Source organism: Klebsiella sp. AqSCr, assembly GCF_008452795.1.
In the GTDB taxonomy this organism is placed as follows: domain Bacteria; phylum Pseudomonadota; class Gammaproteobacteria; order Enterobacterales; family Enterobacteriaceae; genus Klebsiella; species Klebsiella pneumoniae.
This window is the reverse complement of sequence record NZ_MJDM01000005.1, coordinates 2,794,249-2,807,149: the sequence shown is the minus strand read 5'-3', so window position 1 is coordinate 2,807,149 and position 12,901 is coordinate 2,794,249. Positions and strand designations below refer to the sequence as shown.

Annotated in this window: 7 protein-coding genes; all 7 read left to right on the top strand. The window is 62.0% G+C overall.

The window, feature by feature from the left end:
* Positions 1 to 141: 141 nt before the first annotated feature.
* The 7 genes from bcsR (at position 142) to hmsP (ending at position 12,867) form a co-directional block, all read left to right on the top strand.
* Positions 142 to 330 carry a cellulose biosynthesis protein BcsR gene (gene bcsR / locus BHE81_RS17820; RefSeq protein WP_002921513.1) on the top strand — a complete coding sequence of 63 codons (189 nt, stop codon included), beginning with the start codon at positions 142 to 144 and terminating at the stop codon, positions 328 to 330.
* An 11-nt stretch (positions 331 to 341) separates the two neighbouring features.
* Positions 342 to 1,073: a cellulose biosynthesis protein BcsQ gene (bcsQ, locus tag BHE81_RS17815; protein WP_002921510.1), complete on the top strand. Its 732-nt coding sequence runs from the start codon at positions 342 to 344 to the stop codon at positions 1,071 to 1,073.
* The gene (bcsA, locus tag BHE81_RS17810; protein WP_021312498.1) at positions 1,070 to 3,688 is read left to right on the top strand and encodes a UDP-forming cellulose synthase catalytic subunit; all 2,619 of its coding nucleotides are present in this window, start codon (positions 1,070 to 1,072) and stop codon (positions 3,686 to 3,688) included. The genes bcsQ and bcsA overlap by 4 nt, the downstream gene beginning before the upstream one ends.
* 10 nt (positions 3,689 to 3,698) lie before the next feature.
* Positions 3,699 to 6,044, top strand: coding sequence for a cellulose biosynthesis cyclic di-GMP-binding regulatory protein BcsB (gene bcsB / locus BHE81_RS17805; RefSeq protein WP_024622923.1), 2,346 nt, complete (start codon positions 3,699 to 3,701; stop codon positions 6,042 to 6,044).
* A 3-nt stretch (positions 6,045 to 6,047) separates the two neighbouring features.
* A complete protein-coding gene (gene bcsZ / locus BHE81_RS17800; RefSeq protein WP_004145188.1) occupies positions 6,048 to 7,157 on the top strand; it encodes a cellulose synthase complex periplasmic endoglucanase BcsZ in 1,110 nt (369 codons plus the stop codon).
* Positions 7,139 to 10,618, top strand: coding sequence for a cellulose synthase complex outer membrane protein BcsC (gene bcsC / locus BHE81_RS17795; RefSeq protein ID WP_023301448.1), 3,480 nt, complete (start codon positions 7,139 to 7,141; stop codon positions 10,616 to 10,618). The genes bcsZ and bcsC overlap by 19 nt, the downstream gene beginning before the upstream one ends.
* A 242-nt stretch (positions 10,619 to 10,860) precedes the next feature.
* The gene (gene hmsP, locus BHE81_RS17790) at positions 10,861 to 12,867 is read left to right on the top strand and encodes a biofilm formation regulator HmsP (RefSeq protein WP_023301449.1); all 2,007 of its coding nucleotides are present in this window, start codon (positions 10,861 to 10,863) and stop codon (positions 12,865 to 12,867) included.
* Positions 12,868 to 12,901: the final 34 nt, after the last annotated feature.

The following is a 12,901-nucleotide window of genomic DNA, read 5'->3' as shown; positions in this document are numbered from 1 at the left end:
CTGAATAAGTTTACTAGCGAAACCGACAGAGTAAACCTAACATTGAAATTAAAGGTCATCAGTTTTAGCATGTACACCTGCTTTTAAGGATGAGCTGTATACGTCCTCTGGTTTAATAATAAATTTCGAACGGACAGAGATATGCCAGCAAAAGATCCTGCGGTACCCACGGACGCCACGCTGGGGTACACCTTTCAAAATGATTTTCTGGCGCTTAGCCGGGCATTTTCCCTGCCGGATATTGATTATCATGATATTTCCAGGCGCGAACAGCTGAACGCGGCGCTGAAGCGCTGGCCGCTGCTGGCAGAGTTTGCAGAGAAAAAATAAGGAAGCCGGAGATGGCTATTCTGGGATTACAGGGCGTGCGCGGGGGAACTGGCGTCACGTCCATTACGGCTGCACTCGCCTGGGCCCTGCAATTGCTCGGTGAAAGCGTGCTGGCGATCGACGCCAGCCCGGATAATATGCTGCGCTTTTTCTTTAATACCGATATCCATCATCAGGACGGCTGGGCGCGGGCGCTGCTCGACGGCCGGGACTGGCGTGACGCGGGCTTGCGCTATACGCAGCATATCGATCTGCTGCCGTTTGGCCAGCTCAGCGCCGGCGAAAGAGAAAATGTCGACCAGCTGCAGCCCACCCTGGGGGCGATAGCGGAGGCAGTACAGCAGCTACAGGGCCAGTACCGCTGGCTGCTGCTGGATCTGCCGGCGGGTTATTCGCCGTTGACCCGCGAGCTGCTGACGCTTTGCGATCGCTCGCTGGTGGTGGTTCATCCCGACGCCAATAGCCATATCCGTCTACACCAGCAGCCCCTCCCGGCCAACGGCGATATTCTGATTAACGATCTGCGGGTCGGCAGCCAGCTGCAGGAAGATCTCTACCAGCTGTGGCTGGAGAGCCAGCCGCGCATCCTGCCGGTGACGATTCACCGCGACGAGGCGATGGCCGAGTGCCTGGCGGCGAAACAACCTCTTGGGGAGTATCGTCAGGATTCGCTGGCGGCGGAAGAGGTGCTGACCCTGGCGAACTGGTGCCTGATCCACTATTCCGCCGGGAGAGCGGCATGATCCGCCTCAGTACGCTGCTGCTGGCCCCGCCGGTGGGGGAGCGGCTGCGTGCGCGCTATGATGACTATCGGCAGCACGGCGCTTCGTGGCTGTCGGCGTCGCTTGGCTGTCTGTGGGCATCGCTGGTCTGGGCGCTGATGCCGCTGGAGACGCCACGCTGGCAGGCGATTCTGGCCCGCCATGAAACCTATTTTCCCCACATAAATCCGCATCGCCCGCGTCCGCTGGATCCGCTGCGCTACCTGCTGCAATCCCTGTGGTTACTGACGACGCGCGTGCCGGAGCCGGAGAAAAAGGTCAACTGGCGTTCGCTGGCGGCGCTGGAAGGGGTGCACGGTCGCTATACGCAGTGGCTGGAAAAATTGCCTGAGCAGATGAACGCCCGCACCGGCCATCTGGATAAACAGAAAGAGCTGGCGCACCTCAATCCTAAACTGCGCCGGGCGATCCTTGGGGGGGCGACCTTCTGCTCGCTGGTGCTGGCGCTGATGTGTATTACGCAGCCCTTTAACCCGCTGTCGCAGTTTATCTTCCTGATGCTGCTGTGGGGCGTGGCGCTGCTGGTGCGACGCATCCCGGGCCGTTTCTCGGCGCTGATGCTGATCGTGCTGTCGCTGACGGTGTCGTGCCGCTATATCTGGTGGCGCTATACCTCGACGCTGAACTGGAACGACCCGGTAAGTCTGGTGTGCGGGATCATTCTGCTGTTCGCAGAGACCTACGCCTGGGTGGTGCTGGTGCTGGGCTACTTCCAGGTGGTCTGGCCGCTGAATCGCCAGCCGGTGCCGCTGCCGGAGGACATGGATTTGTGGCCAACCGTGGACATCTTCGTCCCCACCTATAACGAAGATCTCAACGTGGTGAAAAACACCATTTACGCCTCGCAGGGCATCGACTGGCCGAAGGACAAGCTGAACATCTGGATCCTCGACGACGGCGGACGGGAAGCGTTTCGCCAGTTTGCCAAAGATGTTGGGGTGCACTATATCGCCCGCACCAGCCACGAACACGCCAAGGCCGGCAACATCAATAATGCGCTGAAATATGCCAAAGGGGAGTTCGTCTCGATCTTTGACTGCGACCATGTGCCGACGCGCTCGTTTCTGCAGATGACCATGGGCTGGTTCCTGAAAGAGAAAGAGCTGGCGATGATGCAGACCCCGCACCACTTCTTCTCGCCCGATCCCTTTGAGCGCAACCTTGGTCGTTTTCGCAAAACGCCGAACGAAGGGACGCTGTTCTACGGCCTGGTGCAGGACGGGAACGACATGTGGGACGCCACCTTCTTCTGCGGCTCCTGCGCCGTTATCCGCCGCGGCCCGCTGGACGAAATTGGCGGGATAGCCGTCGAAACGGTGACCGAAGATGCCCACACCTCGCTGCGTCTGCACCGGCGGGGATATACCTCCGCCTATATGCGTATTCCGCAGGCGGCGGGGCTGGCGACGGAGAGTTTATCCGCGCATATCGGCCAGCGCATCCGCTGGGCGCGCGGGATGGTGCAGATATTCCGCCTCGATAATCCGCTGTTTGGCAAAGGCCTGAAGCTGGTGCAGCGCGTCTGCTACGCCAACGCCATGCTTCACTTTCTCTCCGGTATTCCGCGCCTCATCTTTCTCACGGCGCCGCTGGCCTTTTTGCTGCTCCATGCCTATATCATTTATGCGCCAGCGCTGATGATCGCGCTATTCGTGTTGCCGCACATGATCCACGCCAGCCTGACCAACTCGAAGATTCAGGGCAAATATCGCCATTCGTTCTGGAGTGAAATTTACGAGACGGTGCTGGCCTGGTATATCGCGCCGCCCACTTTTGTGGCGCTGATCAACCCGCATAAAGGCAAGTTCAACGTCACCGCGAAGGGCGGGCTGGTGGAAGAGGAGTATGTCGACTGGGTGATCTCCCGGCCCTATATCTACCTGGTGCTGCTCAATCTGGTCGGCGTCGCGGTGGGGATCTGGCGCTTCATGTACGGCCCGGAAAATGAAATCCTCACCGTCTGGGTGAGTATTGTCTGGGTATTCTACAACCTGATTATTCTTGGCGGCGCGGTGGCGGTCTCGGTTGAAAGCAAGCAGGTTCGCCGTTCGCACCGTGTCGAAATGAGCATGCCGGCGGCTATCGCCCGCGAAGATGGCCACCTGTTCTCCTGCACCGTCCACGACTATTCCGACGGCGGACTGGGGATCAAAATTAACGGCGACGCGCAGGTGCTGGAAGGCCAGAACGCCAGGCTGCTGCTCAAACGGGGACAGCAGGAGTATGCCTTCCCGGTCAGGGTCGCGCGGGTCAACGGCAGCGAAGTGGGGCTCCAGCTGCTGCCGTTAACCAACCAGCAGCATATCGATTTTGTGCAGTGTACGTTTGCCCGCGCTGATACGTGGGCGCTTTGGCAGGATAGCTTCCCGGAAGATAAGCCGATGGAAAGCCTGCTGGACATCCTCAAGCTGGGCTTTCGTGGCTATCGTCACCTGGCGGAGTTTTCGCCGCCGTCGGTGAAGGTGGTTTTCCGCGCGCTCACTTCGCTGGTGGCCTGGATAGCGTCGTTTGTACCCCGACGCCCTGAACGCGCCGCGCCGACGCTCTCCGCAGACCCGGCAATGGCTCAACAATGATGATAATGCGATGAAAAGAAAACTTTCCTGGATGTGTGCAGTAGCGGTGGGCATGTGCAGCTGGTATCCACTGGCCTCTTACGCGGCGCCGGCCGCGGTGGCGAACGCTGCCCCTGGCGTTCAGCCGCACGCCGCGACCCCGGCTGCGCCGATCGTGGTGGGCGAGCCGACGGCGACCCTCGCCGAACCGACCGCTCCGGCGGCGCTGGCCGAGAACGTGCCGCAGCGGGAGGTGAAGCTGAGCTTTGCCACCATCGCGCCGCCGCCCGGCAGCATCGTGCTGCGCGGCTCACGGCCTGACGCGTCGGTCGAATTCGGCATGCGCAGCGATGAGCTGGTCGCCAACGCGCTGCTCAATCTGGAATACACCCCATCGCCCTCGCTGCTGCCCGTGCAGTCGCAGTTGAAGGTCTATCTTAACGATGAGCTGATGGGCGTCCTGCCCGTCACTAAAGAGCAGCTGGGGAAAAAGATCCGCGCGCAGCTGCCGATTGACCCGCTGTACATCACCGACTTCAACCGCGTACGGCTGGAGTTTGTCGGCCACTACCGCGACGTCTGCGAAAACCCGGCCAGCAGTACGCTGTGGCTGGACGTCGGACGCGAAAGCTATCTGGATCTCACCTACCAGTCGCTGAAGGTAAATAACGATCTGTCACACTTCCCGGTGCCGTTCTACGATCCGCGCGATAACCGTCCGCTGAAGCTGCCGATGATTTTCCCGGGCTCGCCAGCGGTCACCCAGCAGCAGGCGGCGGCGATAGTCGCCTCCTGGTTCGGCAGCAAGGCCGGCTGGCGCGGCCAGCAGTTCCCGGTCTATTTCAATGAACTGCCGGATCGTAACGCCATTGTCTTCGCCACCAACGACAAGCGTCCGGACTTCCTGCGCGATCATCCGCCGGTCAAGGCGCCGACCATCGAAATGATCGACAACCCGAACGATCCCTACGTCAAGCTGCTGGTGATTTTCGGCCGCGATGATAACGACCTGCTGCTGGCGGCGAAGGGGATTGCTCAGGGCAATATTCTGTTCCGCGGCAGCAGCGTCACCGTGGACGGCATCAAAACCCTGCAGCCGCGTCAGCCTTACGACGCGCCGAACTGGGTGCGCACCGACCGTTCGGTCACCTTTGCTGAGCTGAAAACCTATGAGCAACAGCTGCAGTCCAGCGGCCTGGTGCCGGATGCCATCACCGTGGCGCTTAACCTGCCGCCGGATCTCTATCTGCTGCGGGCCAACGGCATCGATATGGATCTGAAATACCGCTACACCATGCCGCCGGTGAAGGACAGCTCGCGGATGGATATCAGCCTCAACGACCAGTTTCTGCAGTCGTTCAGCCTTAACAGCTCCCAGGACGTGAACAAACTGATCCTGCGCCTGCCGGTGCTGCAGGGGCTGCTGGACGGCAAATCGGAGGTCACCATCCCCGCGCTGCGTCTTGGGGCGGTCAACCAGCTGCGCTTTGACTTCCAGTATATGAACCCGATGCCCGGCGGCTCCATCGACAACTGTATTACCTTCCAGCCGGTGCAGAACCATGTGGTGATTGGCGACGATTCGACCATCGACTTCTCGAAGTATTATCACTTTATCGCCTTGCCGGACCTGCGCGTCTTCGCCAATGCGGGCTTCCCTTACAGCCGTATGGCGGACCTTTCCGACACGCTGGTGGTGGTGCCGAAGGCGCCGACCCAGGGCCAGGTGGCGACGCTGCTGCAGGCGCTGGGGGGCATCGGTTCGCAGACCGGTCTGGCGGCGATTAATCTGCAGATGACCGACGATGGCAACCAGATCAAGAATAAAGACGCGGATCTGCTGCTGATCGGCGCGATCCCGTCGTCCCTCAAGGACGACACCAAAATCAACCTGCTGGTCGAGGCGACCAAAAGCTGGGTGAAAATGCCGATGCGCCACTATGACCTGGCGAGCATTTATCCCGACGATGAGGCCCGCACGCCCAATACCCGCACCGACATTACCTCTTCCGGGCCGATGGCGGCGGTGATTGGCTTCCAGTCGCCGTATAACGATCAGCGCAGCGTGGTGGCCCTGCTGGCCGACAGCCCGCGCGGTAATGAACTGCTGACCAACGCCCTCAACGACAGCGGTAAGCGGGCGGCGATGTTTGGCTCGGTGGCGGTGATCCGCGAATCCGGCGTCAACAGTCTGCGGGTGGGGGATATTTACTACGTGGGTCATCTGCCCTGGTTCGAGCGCATCTGGTTCGCGCTCTCTAACCACCCGATACTGCTGGCGATCTTCGCCGCCATCAGCATTGTGCTGCTGGCATGGGTGCTGTGGCGCATGCTGCGCATCATCAGCCGCCGCCGTCTTAGCCTGGATGATGAGTAAACCATGATGAAAGTACTTTGTGGCGCGGTGCTCTCGGCGCTGCTGCTGGCGGCGGGCCAGGTGGGCGCCGCCTGCCAGTGGCCCGCCTGGGAGCAGTTTAAACAAGCGTACGTCAGCCCCGAGGGACGGGTGATTGACCCCAGCGATGCGCGCAAAATCTCCACCTCCGAAGGGCAGAGCTATGGCCTGTTTTTCGCCCTGGCGGCCAACGATCGCGCAGGGTTCGACAAACTGCTGACCTGGACGCAGAACAACCTGGCGGAAGGCGATCTGAAACAACATTTGCCGGGCTGGCTGTGGGGCAAAAAGGACGATGAGCAGTGGACCCTGCTGGACAGCAACTCGGCGTCCGACTCGGATCTGTGGATAGCCTGGGCGCTGCTGGAGGCGGGGCGCCTGTGGCAACAGCCGCAGTACACCGAGACCGGAAAAGCCCTGCTGGCGCGGATTGTCGCTGAAGAGACGGTGGCGGTGCCGGGCCTCGGCACGATGCTGCTGCCGGGAAAAGTCGGTTTTGCCGATGACAGCGGCTGGCGGTTTAACCCCAGCTATCTTCCGCCGCAGCTGGCCACCTACTTTGTGCGTTTTGGCGCGCCGTGGCCCGCGCTGCGCGATAGTAACCTGCGCCTGCTGCTGGAGACCGCGCCGAAAGGCTTTACCCCGGACTGGGTGCGCTATGAGAAAGGGAAAGGCTGGCAGCTGAAAACCGAAAAGCCGCCGATCGGCAGCTATGACGCGATTCGCGTCTACCTGTGGGTGGGCATGCTCCATGATGGCGATAAGCAGAAAGCGCGTCTGCTGCAACGCTTCACGCCGATGGCGGCGCAGACCACGAAGCAGGGGGTACCCCCGGAGAAAGTGAATATCGCCACCGGCAAAACCAGCGGTCAGGGGCCAGTGGGCTTCTCCGCGGCAATGCTGCCGTTTTTACAGGACGACGAGGCCCGGTCGGTGCAACGCCAGCGCGTCGCCGATAACTATCCCGGCGCGGATGCCTACTACAGCGCAGTTCTGACGCTGTTCGGCCAGGGTTGGGATCAACACCGTTTTCGTTTCACGGCGAGTGGTGAATTACAACCTGACTGGAACCAGGAATGCGCAAGCTCTCACTAAGTTTACTCACGCTGTCCCTCGGCGTTGCGCTGCTGCCGTTAGCGCAGGCGGCGACGACGCCTGCCCAGGAGCATCTGCTGGAGCAGGTCCGCCTCGGCGAGGCCAGCAATCGTGAAGACCTGGTGCGCCAGTCGCTGTACCGTCTGGAGCTGATTGATCCCAACAACCCGGAGCTGATTGCCGCGCGGATGCGCTATCTGCTGCGTCAGGGGGATGCCGCCGGGGCGCAAAAAGAGCTGGAACGACTGACGAAGCTGGCGCCGGACTCCCCGGAGCTGAAGGCGTCGCGCAATGAGATGAAAAGCAACACCGGCGAGGGCCGCCAGGCGCTGCAGCAGGCGCGACTGCTGGGCGTGGCCGGGAAGGTCGATGAAGCCATCGCCGCCTATGAAAAACTGTACGGCGGGGTGCCGGATGACGTTGACGTCGCCATTGAATACTGGACGCTGGTGGCGCGCCTGCCGTCCCGCCATAGCGAAGGCGTCAGCCAGTTGAAAAAACTGAACGCCAGCGCGCCGGGCAACGTCAGCCTGCTGACTTCGCTGGCGAAGCAGATGTTCGCCGATAACAAACCGCAGGAGGGGTTCGCCTATCTGGCGGAGATGGCCCGATCGGCCTCGGGACGCGGTATCGCCGCCGATATGTGGTTCAGTGAGGTGAAAAGCATGCCGGTGAGTAAGGCCAGCGTGCAGGCGTTGCAGCAATTTCTTCTGCAGTTTCCCACCGGCTCGGTGGCGGCGAACGCCCGCGTTCTGCTCGACCAACAGCAGGCGCAGCTGCAGGATCCGACTTTCCGCGCCCGCTCGGAAGGGCTGGCGGCGGTCAAGTCCGGGAATACCACGCAGGCGGTCGCGGATCTGCAGAAAGCCGTTCAGGCCGACAGCCGCGACAGCGACGCGGTGGGCGCTCTCGGCCAGGCCTATTCCCAGCGCGGCGACCGCGCGCGGGCAGTGGCGCAGCTCAGTAAAGCGATTGCCATGGACCCTGACAGCCCGAACCGCGGCAAGTGGGACAGCCTGCTGCAAACTAACCGCTACTGGCTGCTGATAAAGCAGGGGGATAACGCCCTGAAAGCCGGCCAGCTTTCGCAGGCGCAGAACTATTATGCCCAGGCGCAGCGGGTCGATCGCACCGACAGCTATGCCGTGCTGGGGCTGGGGGACGTCGCGGCGGCGCGCAAAGAGGCGGCGGCGGCGGAGCGCTATTACCAGCAGGCGTTGCGCCTGGATCGCGGCAATAACCTGGCGGTGCGCGGCCTGGCCAACCTCTATCGCGCCGAATCGCCGGAGAAAGCCAGCGCCTGGATCGCCGGCCTCCCTCCCGCTCAGCGGCGCAGTATCGATGATATTGAGCGCAGCCTGACTAACGACCGGCTGGAGAAACAGGCGCAGGCTCTGGAGAGCCAGGGCAACTGGGCGCAGGCGGCGGAAGTTCAGCGTCGGCGCCTGGCGCTGGCTCCGGACAGCGTCTGGATAACCTACCGTCTGGCGCGGGATCTGGTCAGCGCTGGCGAACGCCAGGAGGCCGACGCGCTGATGCGGACGATGGTCAACCGCCAGCCGCAGGACGCCGAACGGGTCTACGCCTCGGGACTCTACCTGTCGGGGAACGACCAGGACGATCTGGCTCTGGCGCAAATCGCCGCTCTGCCGCGCAGCGCGTGGACGGATAACATTCGTGAACTCGAAGCGCGCCTGCAAAGCGACCGGGTGCTGCACCAGGCCAACCAGCTGCGCGACAGCGGCGACGAAGCGCAGGCGATCGCCCTCATCAAACGGCAGCCGTCTACAGTACGCTATGACCTGACGCTGGCCGACTGGGCGCAGCAGCGCGGCGACAGCCAGACGGCGATTGCCGACTATCAGCGGGTGCTGCGTCAGGAGGCCGACAACGGCGATGCGCGCCTCGGCCTTGCGGAAGTCTACCTGGCCGATGGCGATAAACCGGCCGCCCGGGCGCAGGTCATGCAGCTGAAAGGCGCAGAGACCGAATCCATGAACATGCAGCGGCGGGTGGCGCTGGCGCGAGCTGGCCTTGGCGATACCGCTGACGCGCAACGGATTTTTAATCAGATTGTGCCGCAGGCGAAGGCGCAGCCGCCCTCGATGGAGAGCGCGCTGGTGCTGCGCGATGCCGCGCGCTTTGCCACCCAGAGCGGGGCGCCGCAGCAGGCGCTGACGCACTACCGGGAAGCGATGGTGGCCTCCGGCATTACCCCCGCGCAGCCGCAGGATAACGCTACTTTTACGCGGCTGACGCGCAACGACAGCCATGATGACTGGCTGAAGCGCGGGATCCGCAGCGATGCCGCCGACCTTTATCGTCAGCAGGATCTGAACGTCACCCTGGAACATGACTTCTGGGGTTCCAGCGGCACCGGCGGCTATTCCGACCTGAAGGCGCATACCACCATGCTGCAGGTGGATGCTCCGCTGGCGGATGGCCGGATGTTCTTCCGCACCGACCTGGTCAATATGGATGCCGGCAGCTTTTCCACCCACAGCGACGGGAGCTACTCGCCCAGCTGGGGCACCTGCGGGGAGATCGCCTGTACCAGCGGCAGTAAAAATCAGACCGACAGCGGGGCCAGCGTGGCGGTCGGCTGGAAGAATGACACCTGGAGCGGGGATATCGGCACCACGCCGATGGGCTTCAATGTCGTCGATGTGGTGGGGGGGCTGAGCTACAGCAGCGACGTCGGGCCGGTGGGGTACACGGTCAACGTCCACCGGCGGCCTATCTCCAGCTCGCTGCTCTCCTTTGGCGGGCAGAAGGACAGCAGCAGCCATACCGGCGCCACCTGGGGCGGCGTCCGCGCCGACGGCGGCGGCCTGAGCCTGAGCTACGATCGCGGTGAGGCTCACGGCATCTGGTCCTCGCTGGGCGCCGACTCGCTGACCGGTAAAAACGTGGCGGATAACTGGCGCGTGCGCTGGATGACCGGGTACTACTACAAGGTCATCAACGAGAATAATCGTCGCGTCACCGTCGGCCTCAACAATATGATCTGGCACTACGACAAAGATCTCAGCGGCTACACCCTCGGCCAGGGCGGCTATTACAGCCCACAGGAGTATCTCTCGTTCGCCGTGCCGGTGACCTGGCGTCAGCGCACCGAGAACTGGTCCTGGGAGCTCGGCGGGTCGGTGTCATGGTCCCATTCGCGCACCCAGACGCAAGCCCGCTATCCGCTGCTGAACCTGATCCCGTCCGACTACCGGCAGCGCGCCAGCGAGCTGACGGAGGAGGGGAGCAGCAGCCATGGATTCGGTTACACCGCCAGAGCGCTGGTGGAGCGGCGGGTGACCAGCAACTGGTTCGTCGGCGCCGCGGTCGATATTCAGCAGGCGAAGGATTACACCCCGAGCCATGCGCTGCTTTACGTCCGCTACTCGGCGGCCGGCTGGCAGGGGGATCTGGATATGCCGCCCCAGCCGCTGGTGCCCTACGCCGACTGGTAGCAGAATAGGCTGAATTACGTTACAGAGCGCCACTCCGCGACGCGCTTCGCGTATACTCGTGAGGCGTTGCCCACCGTTGGCCGTCGGGGATGTATCCCGGCGTCCGCGCCACCGCGCGGAAATATCCCGTCACTTCATCCCTCGCGGGCGTGGGCGAAGGATTTAAGTATATAATCAGCCTGAAACGACCGGGATTGAAGGATTGATACCGGGTATGTATTCAGTATCAGTGGAGAACACCGTTGCGCGTCAGCCGTTCACTTACAATCAAACAGATGGCGATGGTCGCGAGCGTGTCCATGGCCTTTGTATTGGTTTTTTGCACTATTTTGCTGTTTCACTTTGTGCAACAGAGTCGCTTTACCACGGCCACGCAGTTAGAAAGTATCGCGCGATCCGTTCGCGAACCGCTGTCTGCGGCTATTCTGAAAGCCGATATTCCGGAAGCGGAAGCCATTTTAAGCCGTATCCAGCCTGCTGGCATCGTCAGCCGGGCGGATGTGGTATTGCCGAACCAGTTCCAGGCGCTGCGGATGCGATTTATCCCCGAGCGGCCGGTGCCGGTAACCGTCACCCGGCTGTTTGAGCTGCCGGTGCAGATTTCGCTGCCCATTTATTCGCTGGAGCGGCCGGCCAACCCGCAGCCGCTGGCCTATCTGGTGCTGCAGGCCGACTCCTATCGCATGTATAAATTCGTCATGAGCGCCCTTGCCACGTTAGTGACTGCTTACTTGCTTCTGGTGCTGATGCTGACGGTGGCGCTCACCTGGTGCATCAACCGGCTGATGGTTCGCCCTCTGCGGCGTATCGCCCGCGAGCTGAACGATCTCTCCCAGCAGGAGCGTCTTGGCCATCAGCTGACCCTCCCGCGCCTGCACCATGACGACGAGATCGGTATGCTGGTGCGCAGCTATAACCGCAACCAGCAGAGCCTGGTCCGCCAGCATGATGAGCTGTCCATCCAGTCGACCCGCTTCCCGGTCTCCGAGCTGCCGAATAAAGCCTTTTTGCTGGCGATGCTGGAGCAGACGGTGGCCCGCCCGCAGAGCGCCGCGCTGATCGTCGTCGCCTGTGAAACCCTGCAGGACGCCGCCGGGGTCCTCAAGGAGAGTCAGCGCGAAATGCTGCTCCTGACGCTGGTGGAGAAGCTGCGGGCCGCGATCTCGCCGCAGATGGTGCTGGCTCAGGTGAGCGGGTATGACTTCGCGATTCTCGCCGATGGCCTTGCCGAACCGTGGCAGGCGGTGACGTTAAGTAAGCAAGTGCTCACTATTATTAATGAGCGTTTACCGCTGCATGGGCTGCAGCTGCGGCCCTACGCCAGCGTCGGGATCGCCATGTTCCACGCCGGGCTCAGCGCCGAGCAGTTTTACCGGCGCGCGGTGTCGGCCGCCGTCACTGCACGACGTAAAGGCAAAAACCAGATCGAGTTCTTCGATCCCGAGCAGATGGAAAAGGCTCAGCGCCGCCTGATGGAAGAGCACGACATTATGACCGCGCTCGATAACCAGCAGTTCGCGATCTGGCTGCAGCCGCAGGTGGCCTGCGCCAGCGGCGAGATCTGCGGCGCCGAGGTACTGCTGCGTCAGCGGCAGGCGGATGGCAGCTGGTCGCTACCGCCGTCGCTGATTGAGCGCATTGAGTCCTGCGGGCTGATTATCCCGGTCGGCTACTGGGTGATGGAAGAGGCCTGCCGCCAGCTGGCGGCCTGGCAAAGCCAGGGGATTATGCTGCCGCTGTCGGTCAATGTTTCCCTGCTCCAGCTGCTGGAACACGACCGCGGCGAGGAGATGCTAAAGCTGATCGCCCGCTACCGCATCGCCCCGGGCACCCTCATCCTCGAGGTGACGGAGAGCTGCCGGATGGACGATCCGCAGGATGTGATGGCGCGGTTGCGACCGCTGCGCGAGGCCGGGGTACAGATTGCGCTGGATGATTTTGGCATGGGTTATGCCGGGTTGCACCAGCTGCAGCAGATGAAAGCTCTGCCGGTGGATATTCTGAAAATCGATAAAGTATTCATCGATATGCTGCCGGAGGATGTCAGCATGGTGCCGGCGATGATCCAGCTCGCGCGCGGCCTGTCGCTGCGTATCGTGGCGGAAGGGGTGGAGAACGACGCCCAGCGCCGCTGGTTGCAAGCCGCCGGCGTCGAGGTGCTCCAGGGCCATCTGTTCGGTTGCGCTTTGCCGCAGGAGGCATTCAGCGCGCGCTATCTCTCCTCGGTTCGGGAGGATGAAAATTTGTAAATGTTTTGTTGACTTGTGCGAGTCAGCTCAAAGA

Coding starts and splice junctions, on each gene's coding strand:
- bcsR (WP_002921513.1), top strand. CDS start 142: ATGCCAGCAAAAGATCCTGCGGTACCCACGGACGCCACGCTGGGGTAC.
- bcsQ (WP_002921510.1), top strand. CDS start 342: ATGGCTATTCTGGGATTACAGGGCGTGCGCGGGGGAACTGGCGTCACG.
- bcsB (WP_024622923.1), top strand. CDS start 3,699: ATGAAAAGAAAACTTTCCTGGATGTGTGCAGTAGCGGTGGGCATGTGC.
- bcsZ (WP_004145188.1), top strand. CDS start 6,048: ATGATGAAAGTACTTTGTGGCGCGGTGCTCTCGGCGCTGCTGCTGGCG.
- bcsC (WP_023301448.1), top strand. CDS start 7,139: ATGCGCAAGCTCTCACTAAGTTTACTCACGCTGTCCCTCGGCGTTGCG.
- bcsA (WP_021312498.1), top strand. CDS start 1,070: ATGATCCGCCTCAGTACGCTGCTGCTGGCCCCGCCGGTGGGGGAGCGG.